Origin of the sequence: Collimonas sp. NPDC087041 (assembly GCF_044745265.1) — a bacterium.
Lineage (GTDB): Bacteria > Pseudomonadota > Gammaproteobacteria > Burkholderiales > Burkholderiaceae_D > Collimonas.
In genome coordinates, this window is sequence record NZ_JBIUZX010000002.1 from 118,169 (window position 1) to 136,731 (window position 18,563).

The 18,563-nt window shown below is 59.9% G+C and carries 21 protein-coding genes; 15 read left to right on the plus strand and 6 right to left on the minus strand.

The genetic code is table 11. The features are described from left to right. Nucleotides 1-28: 28 nt before the first annotated feature. Nucleotides 29-517 carry a pantetheine-phosphate adenylyltransferase gene (gene coaD / locus ACIPF8_RS03575; RefSeq protein WP_061535139.1) on the minus strand — a complete coding sequence of 163 codons (489 nt, stop codon included), beginning with the start codon at nucleotides 515-517 and terminating at the stop codon, nucleotides 29-31. A gap of 77 nt (nucleotides 518-594) precedes the next feature. Further along, nucleotides 595-1,221, minus strand: coding sequence for a 16S rRNA (guanine(966)-N(2))-methyltransferase RsmD (gene rsmD / locus ACIPF8_RS03580; RefSeq protein WP_400417167.1), 627 nt, complete (start codon nucleotides 1,219-1,221; stop codon nucleotides 595-597). Nucleotides 1,222-1,435: 214 nt separating this feature from the next. On the opposite strand from rsmD, the gene ftsY reads away from it, so the two are divergent. The 6 genes from ftsY (at nucleotide 1,436) to ACIPF8_RS03610 (ending at nucleotide 6,873) form a co-directional block, all read left to right on the plus strand. After that, a complete protein-coding gene (ftsY, locus tag ACIPF8_RS03585; protein ID WP_400417169.1) occupies nucleotides 1,436-2,593 on the plus strand; it encodes a signal recognition particle-docking protein FtsY in 1,158 nt (385 codons plus the stop codon). A 79-nt stretch (nucleotides 2,594-2,672) separates the two neighbouring features. Then, nucleotides 2,673-3,365 carry a cell division ATP-binding protein FtsE gene (locus ACIPF8_RS03590; RefSeq protein WP_400417171.1) on the plus strand — a complete coding sequence of 231 codons (693 nt, stop codon included), beginning with the start codon at nucleotides 2,673-2,675 and terminating at the stop codon, nucleotides 3,363-3,365. Next, the gene (ftsX, locus tag ACIPF8_RS03595; protein ID WP_400417173.1) at nucleotides 3,362-4,288 is read left to right on the plus strand and encodes a permease-like cell division protein FtsX; all 927 of its coding nucleotides are present in this window, start codon (nucleotides 3,362-3,364) and stop codon (nucleotides 4,286-4,288) included. The genes ACIPF8_RS03590 and ftsX overlap by 4 nt, the downstream gene beginning before the upstream one ends. A gap of 28 nt (nucleotides 4,289-4,316) precedes the next feature. After that, nucleotides 4,317-5,153: an AraC family transcriptional regulator gene (locus ACIPF8_RS03600; RefSeq protein ID WP_400417175.1), complete on the plus strand. Its 837-nt coding sequence runs from the start codon at nucleotides 4,317-4,319 to the stop codon at nucleotides 5,151-5,153. A gap of 171 nt (nucleotides 5,154-5,324) precedes the next feature. Then, nucleotides 5,325-6,290: a DMT family transporter gene (locus ACIPF8_RS03605; RefSeq protein WP_400417176.1), complete on the plus strand. Its 966-nt coding sequence runs from the start codon at nucleotides 5,325-5,327 to the stop codon at nucleotides 6,288-6,290. A gap of 37 nt (nucleotides 6,291-6,327) precedes the next feature. After that, nucleotides 6,328-6,873 carry a hypothetical protein gene (locus ACIPF8_RS03610; protein WP_400417178.1) on the plus strand — a complete coding sequence of 182 codons (546 nt, stop codon included), beginning with the start codon at nucleotides 6,328-6,330 and terminating at the stop codon, nucleotides 6,871-6,873. On the opposite strand, the gene ACIPF8_RS03615 is transcribed toward ACIPF8_RS03610, so the two are convergent. Then, nucleotides 6,870-7,070 (minus strand): hypothetical protein, encoded by a 201-nt coding sequence (locus tag ACIPF8_RS03615; RefSeq protein WP_400418221.1) that lies wholly within the window; start codon nucleotides 7,068-7,070, stop codon nucleotides 6,870-6,872. The two genes, ACIPF8_RS03610 and ACIPF8_RS03615, sit on opposite strands and share 4 nt — an antisense overlap. On the opposite strand from ACIPF8_RS03615, the gene ACIPF8_RS03620 reads away from it, so the two are divergent. From ACIPF8_RS03620 to rpoH, 9 genes are all read left to right on the plus strand, one after another. Then, nucleotides 7,027-7,371 (plus strand): DUF1840 domain-containing protein, encoded by a 345-nt coding sequence (locus tag ACIPF8_RS03620; RefSeq protein ID WP_400417180.1) that lies wholly within the window; start codon nucleotides 7,027-7,029, stop codon nucleotides 7,369-7,371. The two genes, ACIPF8_RS03615 and ACIPF8_RS03620, sit on opposite strands and share 44 nt — an antisense overlap. 2 nt (nucleotides 7,372-7,373) lie before the next feature. Next, a complete protein-coding gene (locus ACIPF8_RS03625) occupies nucleotides 7,374-8,279 on the plus strand; it encodes a lysophospholipase (protein WP_400417181.1) in 906 nt (301 codons plus the stop codon). A gap of 185 nt (nucleotides 8,280-8,464) precedes the next feature. Beyond that, a complete protein-coding gene (locus tag ACIPF8_RS03630) occupies nucleotides 8,465-9,103 on the plus strand; it encodes a LysE family translocator (RefSeq protein WP_400418164.1) in 639 nt (212 codons plus the stop codon). 48 nt (nucleotides 9,104-9,151) lie between these two features. Next, on the plus strand, nucleotides 9,152-10,465 hold the full coding sequence (gene rsmB / locus ACIPF8_RS03635) for a 16S rRNA (cytosine(967)-C(5))-methyltransferase RsmB (RefSeq protein ID WP_400417183.1): 1,314 nt from the start codon (nucleotides 9,152-9,154) through the stop codon (nucleotides 10,463-10,465). An 88-nt stretch (nucleotides 10,466-10,553) separates the two neighbouring features. Further along, complete coding sequence (locus ACIPF8_RS03640) at nucleotides 10,554-11,084, plus strand: DUF4390 domain-containing protein (protein WP_400418167.1); 531 nt, start codon at nucleotides 10,554-10,556, stop codon at nucleotides 11,082-11,084. A gap of 2 nt (nucleotides 11,085-11,086) precedes the next feature. Beyond that, complete coding sequence (locus ACIPF8_RS03645; protein WP_400417185.1) at nucleotides 11,087-13,384, plus strand: ATP-binding protein; 2,298 nt, start codon at nucleotides 11,087-11,089, stop codon at nucleotides 13,382-13,384. A 157-nt stretch (nucleotides 13,385-13,541) separates the two neighbouring features. Further along, the gene (locus ACIPF8_RS03650) at nucleotides 13,542-14,264 is read left to right on the plus strand and encodes a response regulator (RefSeq protein ID WP_400417187.1); all 723 of its coding nucleotides are present in this window, start codon (nucleotides 13,542-13,544) and stop codon (nucleotides 14,262-14,264) included. Further along, nucleotides 14,261-14,638, plus strand: coding sequence for a GTPase (locus ACIPF8_RS03655; protein WP_400417189.1), 378 nt, complete (start codon nucleotides 14,261-14,263; stop codon nucleotides 14,636-14,638). Before ACIPF8_RS03650 ends, ACIPF8_RS03655 begins: the two co-directional genes overlap by 4 nt. Nucleotides 14,639-14,879: 241 nt before the next feature. After that, nucleotides 14,880-15,779 (plus strand): RNA polymerase sigma factor RpoH, encoded by a 900-nt coding sequence (rpoH, locus tag ACIPF8_RS03660; RefSeq protein ID WP_400417191.1) that lies wholly within the window; start codon nucleotides 14,880-14,882, stop codon nucleotides 15,777-15,779. A 107-nt stretch (nucleotides 15,780-15,886) separates the two neighbouring features. Here rpoH and ACIPF8_RS03665 read toward each other — a convergent pair whose 3' ends face one another. From ACIPF8_RS03665 to ACIPF8_RS03675, 3 genes are read right to left on the minus strand one after another with little or no spacing between them, the layout of a single operon-like run. Beyond that, nucleotides 15,887-16,519, minus strand: coding sequence for an SCO family protein (locus tag ACIPF8_RS03665; RefSeq protein WP_400417193.1), 633 nt, complete (start codon nucleotides 16,517-16,519; stop codon nucleotides 15,887-15,889). An 8-nt stretch (nucleotides 16,520-16,527) separates the two neighbouring features. After that, entirely contained in the window at nucleotides 16,528-17,412 is an 885-nt protein-coding gene (gene cyoE / locus ACIPF8_RS03670; RefSeq protein WP_400417195.1) for a heme o synthase, read from the minus strand. Then, nucleotides 17,409-18,563: a heme A synthase gene (locus ACIPF8_RS03675; protein WP_400417197.1), complete on the minus strand. Its 1,155-nt coding sequence runs from the start codon at nucleotides 18,561-18,563 to the stop codon at nucleotides 17,409-17,411. Before ACIPF8_RS03675 ends, cyoE begins: the two co-directional genes overlap by 4 nt.

Sequence of the window (18,563 nt, forward strand, 5' to 3'; positions counted from 1 at the left end):
CATTCTATGCCGATTGGCGACTTGCCGCTCAGGACTGCTGGGCGTCGAGTTTTTCTTTCAGCCATTTTTCGACCGAAGGGAAAACGAATTTGGAGACATCGCCGCCGAGCGTCGCGATTTCACGGACGATGGTGCCGGAGATGAACTGATACTGATCCGACGGCGTCAGGAACAGGGTTTCCACATCCGGCAGCAGATAACGGTTCATGCCGGCCATCTGGAACTCGAATTCGAAGTCGGACACGGCGCGCAAGCCGCGCACAATCACGTTGGCATCATGCTGGCGCACGAAATCCTTGAGCAAGCCGGAAAAACTCTCGACCTGCACATTCGGATAATGCCCCAACACTTCGTTGGCAATCGACAGGCGCTCTTCGAGGGAGAAAAACGGTTTCTTGTTCTTGCTGTCGGCAACCCCCACCACCAGCTTGTCGAACAGCCCGGATGCGCGACGCACCAGATCTTCATGACCACGCGTGAGTGGATCGAACGTTCCCGGATAAACTGCAGTGACCATCTTCTTCCCCTTGCACCCAATCAGATCGCGCATTATGCCTGAATTTACCTCAGGCACAATTCGCATCGGACAGAATTTTATTGCTTTCTAAGCAAGTGATAAAACACCATGCCAGCTTTGTCTGCTCGCAGCAACTCCCACCCGGCCAGCCATGTCGGCAATTCTTCCGGCAGCAGCGCGAATTCGGATTCAAGATACAACAGCCCGTAATCGCTCAGCAACCCGCCGCATAGCGGCACCGTCTTTTCCAGCCAGCCCTGGTTATATGGCGGGTCCAGGAAGATCAGGTCATAGCGCGCCGCATCGCCGGCCGCCTTGCTGAGCCAGGTCGCCGCGTCGCTGCGCAGTACCTGCACCTGGGCCGCGTCCAGCTTGGCCTTGGTGGCTTCCAGTTGGCGTACTGCGGGCGTATTGTGTTCGATCATCGTCACTGCCGCTGCGCCGCGGCTGGCCGATTCGAAACCAAGCGCACCGGTGCCGGCAAACAAATCCAGACAGCGCACCTCGCCCCAGTTGCCATCAAGCAAGTGTGTGAGCCAATTAAATACTGTCTCGCGTACCCGGTCCGGCGTCGGCCGCAGACCTTCGCTATCCAATACCGCCAGCGGCGTGCGCTTCCAGGCGCCGCCGATAATCCTGACCTGCCGCGCCAACGGCGCTTTGCCGGCATGCACCGGCGTTTTGTTGGAACTTTGCTTTTTCATTAATCTTAATAAAAATGGGGAGCTTTGCTCGGATTTCGAGCATCCGATCGCATTTGGCCGCCGAAGATACCCGGATACTGGCACAAACGGCAAGACGTTCCCGAATTCGAAGCGCGTCGCTCTGATAGAATGCCGGTGATTGTACCTCTTGTCCGGCAGCCCGAAGCGGGCCGCCGTAACGCCCTATTTCACCGCCTTCCAGACCAGGCCTCAGATGTTTAGTTTCTTCAAGAAAAAACCAAAAGCCGAACCCGCACCAGTGTCAGAAACGCCAGTGGCAGAACCTGCTACTCCTGCCGCATTGCCACCAGCCGTAGCGCCGGCAAGCGCCGTGGCTGCCCCACCCGCAGTCACGCCTGCAGTCACGCCCGCAGTCACGTCGATGATCGCGCCAACTGCAGCCGTGGAGGTTGCGCCCGCACCTGTCGCCGAAACCGAAGCCGAAATCGTCGCCGCGCCGGTCGCCGCCGAGCAAAAGCGCTCCTGGCTGTCGCGCCTGAAAACCGGGCTGTCGAAGACCTCATCCAACCTGACTACCCTGTTCGTCGGCGCCAAGATCGACGAAGACCTGTATGAAGAGCTGGAATCGGCGCTGCTGGTATCCGACGCCGGTGTCGAAGCGACCCATTTCCTGCTCAATGCCCTGAAAAAGAAGGTCAAGGAAGACAAACTGACCGAAGCGACCCAGGTCAAGGCGGCGCTGCGCACCTTGCTGATCGATTTGTTGACGCCGTTGCAAAAGCCGCTGGTGCTGGATCAGCACAAGCCGCTGGTGATGATGATCGCCGGCGTCAACGGCGCCGGCAAAACCACCACCATCGGCAAACTGGCCAAACACCTGCAAGCGCACAATCAATCGGTGCTGCTGGCGGCAGGCGACACTTTCCGCGCCGCTGCGCGCGAGCAACTGACGATCTGGGGCGAACGCAACAATGTCACCGTGATTTCCCAGGAATCCGGCGATCCGGCCGCAGTGGCCTTCGATGCCGTGCATTCGGCGCAAGCGCGTGGCATCAACGTGGTCATGGTCGATACCGCTGGCCGCTTGCCGACGCAGTTGCACCTGATGGACGAGCTCAAGAAAATCAAGCGCGTGATCGGCAAAGGCATGGCGACCGCACCGCATGAAGTGCTGCTGGTCATCGACGGCAACACCGGCCAGAACGCGCTGACCCAGGTCAAGGTTTTCGACGATGCGCTCGGCCTGACCGGCCTGGTCATCACCAAGCTGGACGGCACCGCCAAGGGCGGCGTGCTGGCGGCGATTGCCACTAACCGCGCAATCCCGGTATATTTCATCGGCGTCGGCGAACAGATTGAAGATTTGCAGCCGTTTGATGCGACCGAATTCGTAGATGCTTTGCTTGCCTGATCTCGATCCAAGCGTGTAGGGTGGGCAAGACGTTTTGCCCACGCGTTGCCGAAACCACCGACAGAAAAAATCTATCGCAATGATTGAATTCAACCAGGTATCCAAAAAATACGCGCGTGACGTGGTCGCGCTGCGCGATATCACGCTGACGGTCAACAAGGGCGACCTGATTTTCCTGGCGGGTCCATCCGGCGCCGGCAAATCGACCCTGCTCAACCTGATTGCTGCCATCGAACGTCCCAGCAGCGGCACGCTGACTGTCAGCGGCGCCAATGTCGGCAAGCTGAAATCCTCCGGCCTGCCTTACCTGCGCCGCAACCTGGGCCTGATCCTGCAACAGCAGAAGCTGCTGCAGGACCGCACGGTGCTGGCCAATGTGATGCTGCCGTTGCTGGTCACCGGCGCCACGCGCAGCGAAGCTGAAAAGCGCGCGCAAGCCGCGCTCGACAAGGTTGGCCTGCTGGACAAGGGCGCCAGCGATCCGCAGGCATTGTCGGGCGGCGAGCAGCAGCGCGTTTCGATTGCGCGCGCCATCGTCAATCGCCCGCAAATCATCCTGGCCGATGAACCCACCGCCAACCTCGATCGCGACAACGCCAACAAGGTGCTGGACGCGCTCAAGTCGTTTCACGCGGTCGGCGTGACCTGCCTGATCTCGACCCATGACGAGCAATTCCTCAACAGCGCCAACCGCGTGGTGTTCCTCGACCAGGGACAGATTGTCGACCATTGGCAGAATTCAGCGCTGCGCTCGAACGGAGGTGCAGCATGAAAATCTGGCTGCGACAGCATTGGTTTGCTCTCACTGACGCCTTCACGCACCTGCTCAAGTCGCCCGGCGGCTTTGCGCTCAATGTACTGGTGGTGGCGATTGCGCTGGCGCTGCCGTTCGGCGGCCTGACGCTGATGGAAAACGTGCGCCCGATCTCCGAACAGCTCGCTGTGGAGCCTGAGATCAGCATCTTCATGGCGCTCGATACCGCGCGCGACAAGGCCACCGCGCTGGCCAAGCCGATCGACGCCGTGCTGCAGAAACATCACAGCGCCGCCAAGGTCTTGTTCATGCCGCGTGAAGATGCATTGATCAGCCTGAAGAACAAGACCGGTATGGACGATGCGTTGACCACACTGGGCCAGAACCCGCTGCCAGACGCCTACGTGCTGAAGCTGGCCGGTTTCCACGATGCCCCTGACGCCGGGCGTATCGATGTGATTGCCGCCGATCTCAAGGCACTGCCTGGTGTCGACACGGTGCAGGTCGACTCGGAATGGGTCAAGCGCCTGGCCGCGCTGCTGGCGATCCTGCGGCTGGTATTGCTGTTCCTGGCGGCGACGCTGGCGGTTGTGGTGGTGGCGGTGGTATTCAATACTGTGCGACTGCAGGTGCTGACGCAGCGCGAAGAAATTGCCGTCGCCAAGCTGGTCGGCGCGACCGACGCCTTCATCCATCGCCCCTTCTATTACACCGGCGCCTTGCTCGGCCTGTGCGCCGGCGGCCTGGCGCTGGGTGCGGTGGCGCTCGGCATGCAGCCGCTGAACCAGGCGATCGCCGAATTCGCCCGCCTGTATGCATCGGAATTCCGTCTGCTGCCACTGAACTGGACCGCCATCCTGGCACTGCTGGCAATCAGCGCCGGCCTCGGCCTGATCGGCGCCGTACTTTCCGTGCGCCGCCATCTGGCGCGCCTGGCCTGATCCGTCCTGACTAACAAGGTGCGCCAGCGTGTTCCATCATCCGTCCGAATTCGTCACCTTCAAGACCAGTCCGCATCTGCCGGGCGTGGAATTGTATTCGGCACGCCTGGTTGACCACGCGTTTGCGCCGCATGTGCACGACGCCTATTCGCTGGGTGCGATTGAAACCGGGGTCGAGCGTTTTCGCCACAAAGGTTCCGAACACGTAGCGCCGGCCGGTACGCTGGTGCTGCTGAATCCCGACGAATTGCACGACGGCCATGCTGAAGTCGCCGCCGGCTGGACTTATCAGATGCTGTTCATTGAGCCGCAGGTGCTGCGCGAACTGACAGGCAGCGAAGCCTACTTTGCCGACGCCACCGCCCACGATCCGCAACTGGCCGACAGTTTCCAGCTGCTGTTCCGGCGCATGTGGCAGGCGCCGGACGACCTCGCCTTCATCTCGCACTTCACGCAGTTGATCGACGCTGTTACGCAACGCTACGGCAAGAACCTGCGCCCGCTCGCCAGCGCAACGAGCAGTCGTCCGCAACGCATGCTGGCGATGCGGCGCGTGCTCGATTGCATCGAAGCCAATCTCGACCAGACCTTGCATATCGACACGCTGGCATCGGAAGCCGGCATGTCGGTATTTCATTTCGTCAGGGCATTCTCGGCACAGTTCCACGCGACACCGCATCAGTACCTGCAAGCGCGCCGCGCCACCCGCGCCAAGACCCTGCTGTCCCAGCGCAGCACTCCGACCGATGCCGCCGCCGCGGTCGGCCTGACCGATCAAAGCCACCTGACGCGCTGGTTCAAGCGCGCCTATGGCGTCACGCCGGCGCAGTATCAACAGCAAATTGGTACAAGACCGCTGAGCTGAGGCCGGGCATGATAGCGTTTGTCGTAGTCGGCGGTCGTTGTGACTGTTTGCCGGACGACGAGATCGATTGCCCTGCAAAATACCCATGTCATCCTTAATCATTACCGTATCACCCGCCTGCCGTACACCGGATCATGCGCAACGTTGTCTGTCCATAAAGGACATCTCGCCATGCTGACCGGCCTGTTATGCGCGCTCGGCGCCGGCCTGATGTGGGGACTGGTGTTCATTGCGCCGCTGATGCTGCCCGACTACCCCGGCATCATGCTGTCGTTCGGGCGTTATGTCGCCTTCGGCCTGATCGCACTGGTGCCGGCCCTGCTCGACCGCAAGCGCGTCGCCGTGTTGACCAAGGCCGACTGGCGCGCCGCGCTGAAACTGTCGCTGATCGGCAATCTGCTTTACTACGCCGCGCTAGCGACGGCCATTCAGTTAGCCGACGCGCCGCTGCCGACCATGCTGATTGGCACTCTGCCGGTGGTGATTTCGGTATTTTCCAACTGGTCACCGGGACACGCCGCGGAGAGCGTTGCCTGGCGCCGGCTGGCGCCATCGCTGACCATCATCCTGGTCGGCATCCTGTGCGTCAACGCCGCCGAGCTGGCGCACATGCGCGCTGCAGCCAGCGAGCCGGGCAACACCCGCACCATGTTTGACTATGTATTGGGCTGCCTGCTGGCACTGGGCGGTGTCGCCGCGTGGACCTGGTACCCGATCGTCAACGCGCGCTACCTGCGCGCCAATCCGCATATCAGTTCATCGACCTGGGCTACTGCGCAAGGCCTGGCCACTTTGCCGCTGGCCCTGGTCGGCCTGTTCGGCTACGGCGCCTACCTGAAACTGGCGGGCGGCGCCTACGCATTCCCGTTCGGCCCGCGGCCGCTGCAATTCGTCGGCCTGATGCTGGTCATAGGCCTGTGTGCATCATGGATCGGTATCCTGTTGTGGAACAAGGCCAGCCAGCACCTGCCGACCGCCCTGCTGGCGCAACTGATCGTGTTCGAAACCCTGTCGGCGCTGCTGTATGCGTTCATTTTCCGCGGCGCCGCGCCCAGCCTGCAGGTAGTGGCGGGGATCGTGCTGTTGTGCATCGGCATCGTTTTCGGTGTGCGCACCTTCCAGCATCAGATACCATAGCGGCTGCTTCCATTTTTGCAGCCCGCTGCGCGATCTCGTGAAATCTGCCTCGACCTTTCCTGTCCGCTCCCTGTTGCTGTGCGCCGGCGCCGTACTATTGCTCGGCGCCTGCTCTCCCAAGTTCAACTGGCGTGAAGTGCGCGGCAAGGATGCTTCCTACAGCGTGCTGCTGCCGGCCAAACCGTCGACATTTGCGCGGCAAATCGATCTCGACGGCACCCAGGTCACGATGACCATGACCGCCGCCAAGGTCGACGATACGGTATTTGCCGTCGGCAGCGCCAGCCTGCCCGACGCCGCCAAGGCACAGGCGGCGCTGAGCGCGATGAAAACTGCACTGGTGAAAAACATCAACGGTACAGTCAAATCAGAGAAAGCCAGCGCAGTCGCAAATGCACAAGGATCGTCGGCCAGCGTCGACGTCGAAGCCGTCGGCAGCACTCGCGATGGCAACGCGGAAATCCTGTACGGACACTTTGTCAGCCAGGACAAGGAAATCTACCAGGTCATCGTCATGGGCCCGGAAAAGGCCGTTTCACGCGAAAACGCCGAAACCTTCATCGCCTCGTTCAAACACAATTAGCAGCGGAAAACGTTATCATTGCGGCCACATTTCAATCGGGACAGGATCGCCGCCGCAAGCACTGTAACCAGCGGTGACAGCGGTGGCAAACCGCCCGACAAAGAAGTATTCTGTACAATGTCCTTTTTATCAAAAACAATATCTTGAGGTTTTATGTTAGTTACTTTCAAATCCAAAGCGTCAGCCGAAGTGATCATGTTCGAACACGACGCCAAGCGCATCCTCGACCTGCTGAATAAAGACGTCAAGATCGGCGTCATCACCGCAGCCGAAGGTGCAGATGCCATCGCCAAGCTGGAAGCCGAGACATCGGAAAGCCGCGCTCACCCAGCATCCGACAGCGTCCAGCGCGACATCGCCGCCCACCACAACGAAGCCGGCGACGACAGCGGCCACGAGCCGGTGCAAACGGTGAACTTCGCCAACAAGATCTACCCACTGCTGGAAATGCTGCGCGAAGCCCGCAAGCACAACAACGACGTACTCTGGGGCGTCTGATAATGACCTCAGTTCGTGAGCAGCAGCTTACGACCGGCGACGGCGTCTCTCTCTTCGTCACCGACTGGCCGCTGGCTCCCGGCGTGCCGGTTGCCGGCAGTATCCTGCTGATGCACGGACTGGGCGAACACTCGGGGCGCTATGCCCATGTAGTGCGCTTCTTCAATCGCTGCGGCCTGGTGGTGCGCAGCTACGATCACCGTGGCCACGGCCGCTCCGGCGGCAAGCGCGGCGACGTACCGGACAGCACCACCATTTTGCACGACGCCAAGCTGGTGCTGGATGACTTTGCTCATCAGCAAACCCTGGAATATCCCGAATTGCCGCCGACAGCGCCATTGCTGTTCGGTCATAGCATGGGCGGCGTGTTTGCGGCGCGCTTTGCCACCGCCCACCTGTCGCCGCTACGCGGCTTGATCCTGTCTTCGCCCGGCCTGGCCTTGCCGTTGAGCGCCATCCAGCGTGGTTTGCTCAAGGTGATGTCGATGCTGGCTCCCGGCGTGGCCGTGCCAAACGGCCTCTCGACCAATCACCTGTCGCACGACCCGGCGGTCGCTCCGGCCTACAGCAACGATCCGCTGGTGCATGACAAGATCAGCGCGCGTCTGTTGAACAGCATGTTGGAAGCCGGTGAGTTTTCCCTGGCCCACGCGCCGACACTGGCTATCCCGACCCTGCTACTGGTAGCCGGCGACGACCACCTGGTCGATCCGCAAGGCAGCCAGCGCTTCTTCGATGCATTGCGGCCCGGCGTCGGCACCTTCCACGACTACGAAGGCATGTATCACGAGCTATTCAACGAAATTGGCTCGGAACGGGTATTTGCCGATCTTCGACGCTGGTTGGATGCGCAACAAATGCTGAAAACCCTGCAAACGCCGACCCCGGTCCTGGTCCCGGCGGCATAAATCCGGCTTCATCAACACAAATTGCCAAAGTTGCACCAAGGAAATCATCCTCAACGGTGTCATTTTAACAACAATCGACATCGCCACCAGGGATATTGAGCAAACCCGACGTTTTTCCAGTCACACTTGCCCCCTATCCCCGTTACAATCTCACCATTCTGACCAACCTGTCGAGCTACGCCGCCATGACATCGTTCGGCATCACCAATTTTGGCCTGTTCTTGATGGCCGTCCTGCTCCTGAACGCCACTCCCGGCCCGGACACCGCCTATATCGTCGGCCGCAGCGTGGCGCAAGGACGCCGTGCCGGCCTGATGTCTGCGCTTGGCATCACCGTCGGTTGCTGCATCCATGCGACATTGTCGGCATTCGGCCTGACCGCCCTGCTGGCGGCCTCAGCCACGGCATTCATGGCGGTCAAGCTGGCCGGCGGCGCCTACCTGGTCTATCTCGGCATCAGAATGTTATTCAGCAAGCAATCATCCGCCGCCAAAAATCGCGAGGCGCTGGCCCTGCGGCCACACAAGACGATATTCGTGCAGGCCTTGGTCACCAACGTACTGAATCCCAAGGTAATCCTGTTCTTCCTGTCATTTTTCCCGCAGTTCGTGAACCATGACTCGCCGCACAAGATCCTGGCTTTTTTGTTGCTGGGGGCGGTGTTTGCTACCATGTCGTTATGCTGGAACAGCGGCACGGCAATGCTGGCCGGCACCCTGACCCGGCATGCAAGCAACAATCCCCATGTCAAACAATGGCTGGAACGCACTGTCGGCGCCGCCTTTATCGCACTGGGCATCAAACTGGCGACGACCAGGAACTGACTGGACAATTTATCAAAGCTGCTTACGCATCACCGACCTGAACAACTTGTGACTTATTCAACCTTAAAAAAAGATTCTCTCGCCTTTAGCCTGCTGGGCGCCGCCCAAGCCGTTGCGCTGGTGCGCGACGGCGCCGCACTGCCGCAGGCGCTGACCCAGGTATTTGCCCAATCGGCCGCACCGGCGCCGACCCGCGGTGCAATACAGGACATCGCCTATCGCACCATGCGCGGCGTCGGCCGCGCCGAAACGTTATTGAGCAACCTCGCCAGCCGGCCGCCGGAACCGACACTGCTGCATTGCCTGCTGTGCGTCGCACTGTGCCTGCTGGCCGATGTCGATGACCCCGCCTACGAAAATTTCACCGTGGTCAACCAGGCGGTGACAGCCGTCGATTCCGATCCGCAGATGGCGCACGCCAAGGGCATGGTCAATGCCGTGCTGCGCCGTTTCCTGCGCGAGCGCGAAGCGCTGATGGCCAGCGCCGTCAAGACGCCGCTCGGCATGTGGAATTATCCGGTCTGGTGGATCGATCGCATGAAGGCCGCCTATCCGCAGCAATGGCAAGCGATCCTGACGGCCGGCAACGCGCCGCCGCCGCTGACCCTGCGCGTCAACCGCCGCAAAACCAGCGTTGCCGATTACCTGCAAACCCTGGCCCAGCATGACATCGCCGCCAGGCAGATCGGCGCCGATGCGATTCGCCTCGACAACGCGCTGCCGGTAGCGCAGATTCCCGGTTTCGAAGATGGCCTGTCATCGGTGCAGGACGCCGGTGCGCAACTGGCGGCGCCATTGCTGGACGTGCACGACGGCATGCGGGTGCTCGACGCCTGCGCCGCACCGGGCGGCAAGACCGGCCACATCCTGGAAATCGCCGATGTCGAGCTGACCGCATTGGACAACAATGCCAAACGCTTGCAGCGCATCACCCAAAACCTGCAACGCCTGCAATTGCAGGCCAAACTGCAGCAAGGAGATGCCAGCACGGGCAGCGCCGGCGGCGGCTGGTGGGACGGTGTGCCATTCGACCGGATCCTGGCCGATGTACCCTGCACCGCCTCCGGCATCGTGCGCCGCCATCCCGACATTCGCTGGCTGCGCCGCAAGACCGACACCGAGCAACTAGCAACACTTTCGGCAAAGATTCTGGACAATCTTTGGCAGATGCTACGCCCGGATGGTAAATTGTTACTCGTAACATGTTCCGTCTGGCCGCAGGAATCGGAAGCCCAGGCAGTGGCCTTTGCAACGCGGCATGCGAATGCACGCCGGTTGCCGGCGCCCGGACAGCTGTTGCCGACGGCCGACGCCGAACACGATCACGATGGCTTGTTTTACGCACTGTTCCAGAAGTGCTGAGCCGCTGTTCCGCCACCAACTTTTACCTTACCCGAAACCAGTGACACGACCATTGCCTCAATTCATAAAATACTGGCTGCTGGCCCTGATGCTGGCACTGTCTTTTAGCCATGCTTCGAGCTTTGCGTCGGATGGCGTTGAATTGAGTCAGGCCCATATCGAAGCAGGCGACGATGGCTATCGCCTGTCGGCAACCTTCTCTTTCGATCTCAACCGCGGCCTGGAAGAAGTCATCAACCGTGGCGTGTCCCTGTATTTCACGACCGACGTCGAACTGACCCGCCCGCGCTGGTATTGGTTTGACGAAAAAGCCATCACCGCCACCCAGACCATTCGCCTGCAATACAACGTGGTGACGCGGCGCTATAACGTCGCCATCAACGGCAGCCTGCAGCAAAGCTTCAACACGCTCGACGATGCGCTGGCGCTGATCCGGCGCCCCAATCGCTGGCTGATTGCCGACAAGGGTGCGCTCAAGAGCGGCGAGGTCTATCAGGTTGCGGTACGCATGGGGCTGGATCTGGGCTTGCTGTCGAAGCCATTCCAGGTCAACGCGCTGAATAACAGCGACTGGCGTTTTTCTTCCGACTGGAAGCGCTTCAATTACAAGGCTGAATAACCGTGTCGCGCGCGCTTCGGTATCTGCTGGTGGTTGGTGGCGCCATCGTCAGCATCCTGCTGTTCCTGCTTGCCTCGGCTTCGGCCAATTCGGATTTTTTCGACAAGCACTACTCGTGGCTGCTCGGCCTGAACGCGCTGATGGCCGTTGCCCTGCTGGGTCTGGTCTGCCTGTTGCTGGGACGGCTGTACAGCCGCTACAAGCGCGGCAAATTCGGTTCGCGCCTGATGGCCAAGCTGGTGCTGATGTTTGCCCTCGTCGGCATCCTGCCGGGGGTGATCATCTATCTGGTGTCGGTGCAGTTCGTCTCGCGCTCGATCGAATCCTGGTTCGATGTCCACGTTGAAGCAGCGCTGCAATCCGGCCTCAACCTCAGCCATGCGGCGCTAGACTCCTCGCTCAACGACCTGACCTCCAGGGCCCGCACACTGGCCGCCGAATGGTCCGAGCTGTCGAACTCGGCGCAGGCAACCCAGCTTGGCCGGCTCAGCGACCAGAACCTGGAAGCCTCGATCGTCACCGCCAACGGCCAGGTGATCGCTTCGGTTGGCGGCCACCTGGGCACGCTGATTCCCAATTTGCCCACCGCCAGCATGCTGCAGCAGGCAAGACTGCCGCGCGGTTTTTCCGCGATCGAGAGCGATCTCGATAATCCCGACTCCACTCGCGCGGCGCAAGCTGCCGCCAGCGACGGCACCGATTTGCGCCTGCACGTGGTGGTCGAGATCCCGCCACCGCTGAAAAGCTCCTCGCTGCAAAACGAAACGCATTTCCTGCAAATGATCCAGCCGGTGCCGACTTACCTCGCCACCAACGCCGATGCGCTCGGCTCGGCCTACAGTGAATACCAGGAACGCTCGCTGGGACGCTCAGGGTTACGCAAAATTTATCTGGTGACGCTGACGCTGACCTTGCTGCTGGCGGTATTCGGCGCCATCGCCAGCGCCTTCCTGATCGCCACCGACCTCGCCAAGCCGCTGCTGCTGCTGGCGGAAGGCACCAAGGCGGTGGCCGAAGGCAATCTCTCGCCGCGGCCGATCGTCGCCACTTCGGACGAACTGGGCACGCTGACCCAATCCTTCAACCTGATGACGCGCCAGCTGTACGAAGCGCGCGCCTCGGTCGAAAAAAACCGCAACGAACTGGAAAACGCCAAGGCCTACCTGGAATCGGTGCTGGCCAACATGTCGGCAGGCGTGATGGTGCTGGACGGCGATTTCCGGCTGGTCACCAGCAACCAGTCGGTGGCCCGCATCCTGCAATATGATTTTTCCCCGCATATCGGCCAGCCGCTCAACATCATCGACGGCCTGGCGCATTTTGCCGAAGTCATCACCAACGCATTCTCGGAACAGAATGCACAGTTCGCCACCGGCAAGATCGGCCCCGAACTGCTGCACTGGCAACAACAGATCGAGATTCCACGGCGCGTCGACAGCGGCGCCAACGGCGACGCCGACGACATCACACTACTGGCGCGCGGCTCGCGCCTGCCGGTGGAAAACCGCGCCGGCTACGTGGTGGTATTCGATGATATTTCCGACGTCATCTCCGGCCAGCGCTCGATCGCCTGGGGTGAAGTGGCGCGTCGCCTGGCGCATGAGATCAAGAATCCGCTGACGCCGATCCAGCTGTCGGCCGAGCGCCTGCAGATGAAGCTGGAAGACAAGCTGATGACGCAGGACGCCGCCATCCTGAAGAAAAGCACGGATACCATCGTCAACCAGGTGGCGGCGATGAAACGCATGGTCGACGATTTCCGCGACTACGCCAAGACGCCGCCGGCAGTGCTGGCCGAACTGGACTTGAACGTGCTGGTGGCGGAAATCCTGCATCTCTACCTGGCCGGCGACGAGCGCGACATGATCCATGCATCGCTGGCGCCCGATTTGCCGAAGATCATGGGCGACGCCACCCAGCTGCGCCAGGTCATCCACAACCTTTTACAAAATGCGCAAGACGCCGTGATGGACCGCAGCGACGCTCCGACGCCGCCGCGCATCGACGTGGTCACCGAGCGCGTCAGCTTCCAAAGCTCGGACGGCCTGTCACGCACCGCGGTGCGCCTTTCGATCACCGATAACGGCTCAGGATTCGCACCGAAAATCCTGGCGCGGGCCTTCGAACCGTACATCACGTCGAAACCGCGCGGCACTGGTCTGGGGCTGCCGATGGTGAAAAAAATTATCGACGAGCACGGCGGTCGCATCGATCTGCAGAATCGAAGCGACACAAAGGGCGCAAAAATCCTGATTTTGCTGTTAAAGTTAGCCTCGAATCATGATTCGTCAATTATTTGACATGAATTTGACCTGGAACAGATGCAAATTGAGAGTCGACTGATATAGCATCTATCCAGGCCCCGACAAAAAACCAACAGACATTGATAATTAACTGGACTATCCGAACAGTCCACACAGTGGGATTTAAGGCAACAGGAAATGGGAAGGCTACCGCATGGCTAACATCCTAGTCGTTGATGACGAAATGGGAATTCGGGAATTGCTCTCGGAAATTTTGGGTGACGAAGGACACGTCGTGACCGCCGCCGAGAATGCACAACAAGCTCGCGAATTTCGCCAGGGCGGCGTACCCGACCTGGTGCTGCTCGATATCTGGATGCCTGATACCGATGGCGTAACGCTGCTGAAAGAATGGCAGCGCGACGGCTTGCTGACCATGCCTGTCATCATGATGTCCGGCCACGCCACTATTGATACTGCGGTCGAAGCCACGCGCATCGGCGCCCTGAACTTCCTGGAAAAACCGATTGCCCTGCAAAAATTGTTGAAAGCAGTCCAGCAAGGCCTGTCGCAAGGACCAAAAGGCGGCCGCGCGCCAACGCTGTATCCACAACCGGCCACAGCATCGAACGACCTGAATGAAGTGGTCGTGACGACCGGCGCGTTCAGCAATCCCTCGATGTCGGAACCGGCCCACATGGCGGCCATGCCATCGGTTGCGGCGAGCGCCGACAACCTGTTCTCGTCGTCTTTCGGCCTGCCGCTGCGCGAAGCACGCGATGCTTTCGAGCGCGCGTATTTCGAATATCACCTGATCCGCGAAAGCGGCAGCATGACGCGGGTAGCGGAAAAGACCGGACTGGAACGGACCCACTTGTACCGCAAACTGAAACAGCTCGGCGTTGATCCTGGAAAGCTGTCCAAAAAGGGCGGATGACACTGACCACCCTGGTTAGCGGCGCGCGGGCCAGCACTCGCGAAGCCGCAATCCACGCTGCAATCGAGGCCGATCTTGCCGCCCAAGGTAGCCTGCAAAGCACCGCACTGATTCTGGAAGGCTTGTCGGACGGCAAGTTTGAATCCACCATGCCGCCCGGCCTCGATATCAAACGCATCGCCCCTGGCTGTTTTTGCTGCATTGGCAACCTGACGCTGCGCGTGACACTGAATCGCATCCTGCGCAAACCACCGGCCCGGCTCTACATCAGTATTGCCGACGGCACACATTTGCCGCAAATCCGCACTTTCCTCAGCAGCGCCCCCTACGACGCCCTGCTCGAACTGACTCCCGACCTGGGCTGCGCCGCATAGTTGTTGTTTCCTGCGGCTGTGCAGCATTTCGTTTCGTTGGAACGCAACTTTCGCAGGTTTTCCCCGTCTAATAAGCCTGTTACAAACAATCAAAAAAAGAATAATAATAGTAACAAACTATATCCGGCGTTTAATAAATCCTATTAGCACTCTATAATAGAGAGTGCTAATATATTGTAGGTCAAACGTCTGATCGTTGATCCACTGGCTGCTACAAGCAGCCGGACAGCAAGGAGAAAGAATGAAGAATCCGTCAGTCAGCACCGCTTTAATGCCAACAGAATCAAATGCTTTGGCGCTCGGTTTTTCCGGCACACTGGGGAATATTGACGCCTATATCTCGGCCGTCAACCGGTTGCCTATGTTGACGCACGATGAAGAAATTTCCCTCGCACAACAACTGCGCGACAAGAACGACCTCGGCGCCGCTCAAAAGCTGGTGCTGTCGCACTTGCGCCTGGTGGTCTCGATCGCCCGTGGCTATCTGGGCTACGGCTTGCCACACGCCGACCTGATCCAGGAAGGTAATATCGGCCTGATGAAAGCAGTCAAACGCTTCGATCCGGACCAGGGCGTACGACTGGTGTCGTATGCGATGCACTGGATCAAGGCCGAGATGCACGAATACATCCTGAAGAATTGGCGCCTGGTGAAAGTAGCCACCACCAAGGCGCAGCGCAAGCTGTTCTTCAACCTGCGCAGCCACAAGGAAGGCCTGGACGCGATGACGCCGACGCAAGTCGAGGCATTGGCCAAGACCCTCAACGTCAAGCGCGAAGAAGTCATCGAGATGGAAACCCGCCTGACCGGTCGCGACATCGCGCTGGATGCGCCGACTGACGACGAAGACGACAAGTTTGCACCGATCGCCTACCTGTCGTCGGAATCGCAAGAGCCGACCAAGGTGCTGGAAGCGCAGCAGTACGACCGCATGCAGTCGGAAGGTCTGGAATCGGCACTGAGCAAGCTGGATGATCGCTCACGCCGTATCGTCGAGGCCCGCTGGTTGGCCAACGACGACGGCTCCGGCGCCACCTTGCACGAGCTGGCAGATGAATTCGGCGTCTCCGCCGAACGCATCCGGCAAATCGAAGCGGTTGCCCTGAAGAAAATGAAGGGTTCGCTGGTCGCATTTACCTGACCGCTTGTTGCACCAACAAAAAAGGCAGCCGAGGCTGCCTTTTTTCATTGCGGCCCGATATGCATACCGGGCCCGTTTCTCATCTGCTCAGCAACTGATGCCGGCGCTCACGACAACAGCAATTTCAGGTCGTGCGCAATCGGATCCGGCCCCTGGCCATGCCGTACGAACAGGCGGATGTGGCCTTCCGGATCGAATACATAGCTGCCGGCGGTATGGTCCATGCTGTAGCTGCCGGGCGTCTTGCCGGGCACTTTCTGGTAGAACACGCGGAATTCCTTGGCGACCTTTTCGGTCGCTGCCTGGTCGCCATACAGGCCGACGAAGCTCGGATCGAAGGCCGGCACATATTTGGACAACAATTCCTGCGTATCGCGCTCAGGATCGACAGTAACGAACAGCACCTGCACCTTGCTGGCCAGCGGTCCCAGTTCTTTCATCACGTCGGCCATCTCGACCATGGTGGTCGGGCAGACATCCGGGCATTGGGTGTAGCCGAAGAACACCACCACCGCCTTGCCTTTGTAGTCGGCCAGCGTACGCGGTTTGCCGGTATGGTCGGTCAGCGCAAAATCACGGGCATAGCCAAGGCCGGTGACATCGGTATTGATGAACGCGCTCTTGGCCGGCGACAGGACCATTTCCTGGCTGCCGCCAGCAGATTTGTCGCCGCATGCGGCCAGAGACACGGCCAGCAGCAGGCCGGCAAGAACGGAGACGACTAGTTTGGCTCGCTTCATTTTTGCTTTCAGAATTTGAGATAGTGATCGACCAGCAGTGCAGCGAACAATAGCGACAGGTAGATGATCGAATAGGCAAACGTCTTGCGCGCAATCAGGTCGGTGTAGTGGCGGTAGATCTGCCAGGCGTACCACAGGAAGATCACGCCGAGAACCGCCGCGCTGGCCAGGTAGATCAAACCGCTCATGCCGACTGCAAACGGCAGCATGGTGGTGGCCACCAGCGCGATCGTGTACAGCCAGACCTGGAACTGGGTGAATGCCATGCCGTGCGTGATCGGCAGCATCGGCAAGCCCGATTTTGCGTAATCGTCGCGACGGTACATGGCCAGCGCCCAGAAATGCGGCGGCGTCCAGACAAAGATGATCAGCACCAGGATCCAGGCCTGCATCGGCACGTCATTGGCGATCGCGGCCCAGCCCAAAGCCGGTGGCATGGCGCCAGCCAGGCCGCCGATGACGATATTCTGCGGCGTCGCCGGTTTCAGGATGATGGTGTAGATGATGGCATAGCCGACAAAGGTGGCGAAGGTCAGCCACATAGTCAGCGGATTGACGAAGTTGTACAGCACCCACATGCCGAGGCCGCCGATGACGCCGGAGAAGACCAGGGTCTGGCTGACGGTGATTTCGCCGCGCGCCATCGGCCGCCGCGCGGTACGCGCCATGCGCGAATCGATTTCCCGCTCGACCAGGCAATTGACGGCAAAAGCAGCGCCGGCCAACAGCCAGATACCGATCGTGGCTGACACCACACGTTGCCAATCAGGCAATCCCGATGTAGACAGGAACATGCCGATCACCGCGCAAAACACTGCTAGCTGCGTTACCCGCGGCTTGGTCAGCGCCCAGTACTGGGCAATTCGATTAGGTGGTACGGTCAAAGCGGTCATGGGTGCGGGTTGAGGCGATCAGCAGTTACTGGTGGGCTTGCAGCCGCCGCGACCTGATTCGGTCCCGGGGCAAGTCTAGCCTTATAGTTTAACATGACCAGCAAAACCAGCAGCAGAGCCGCCCCGCCATTGTGGACGACCGCTATCGCCAACGGCCAGTTAAAGTAAATGGTAGACAAGCCGGTCAGCAATTGCAATCCAACAATAATTAACAGCCAGCGCCCGGTATTTTTCAGGCCTGCCATATGCAGCGCTTTCCATGCAAGCCAGACAATGAAGGCGATCACCACGAAGGCAAAGCTGCGATGCGTCCAGTGGATTGCCGTCAGCGCCTGGAAGGTCAGGAAATCGCCATCCGCAGTCATGCCGAGATGCCGCCACAGCGTAAAGCCATTGGCGAAATCCATCTGCGGCACCAGCGCGCCATGACATAGGGGAAAGTCAGTACAAGCCAGCGCAGCATAGTTAGTGCTCACCCAACCGCCGAGCGCGATCTGAATCACCAACAGCACCAGGCCGATCATGGCCGGCTTGACCAGCCCAGCGCCGGCTGCCGCTACCGGCGCGTGGTCATTCTGGCGCGCGCCAAGCCAGGTCATCATGGCCAGCAAAGTAAGCCCTAACAACAGGTGCGTGGTGACGATCACCGGCTGCAATTTCTGCGTCACGGTCCAGGCCCCGAAGGCGCCCTGCAGGCAAACACAGAAAAACAGCAGGCTCGGATACCAGGGGGAAAATTTTGGCTGGCGCTGCGCCGGGGTTGACTTGAACCAGCGGATCCAGGCAATCGCCATCAAGGCGATGATCAGCACCCCGACTCCCATCGCAAAATAACGATGGGTCATCTCGATCCAGGCTTTCATCACGGTGACAGGCCCGGTCGGCATTGCCTCCTGCGCAGCGCTGATATGTTCATGCGCCTGCAACGGGTTGGAATGGCCATAGCATCCCGGCCAGTCGGGACAGCCGAGGCCGGAATCGGTCAGCCGGGTGAACGCGCCAAACATGATCAGGTCGAAGGTCAGGAACAACGTCACCCAGACCAGTTTGCGATACTTGTTGGTATCGCTGGAAACCCAGACCACGCAGAACGCCAGCACGGCAACCAGCACGCCCATGCTGCCCAGTTGAATCAACATCGGTGTCGTCAT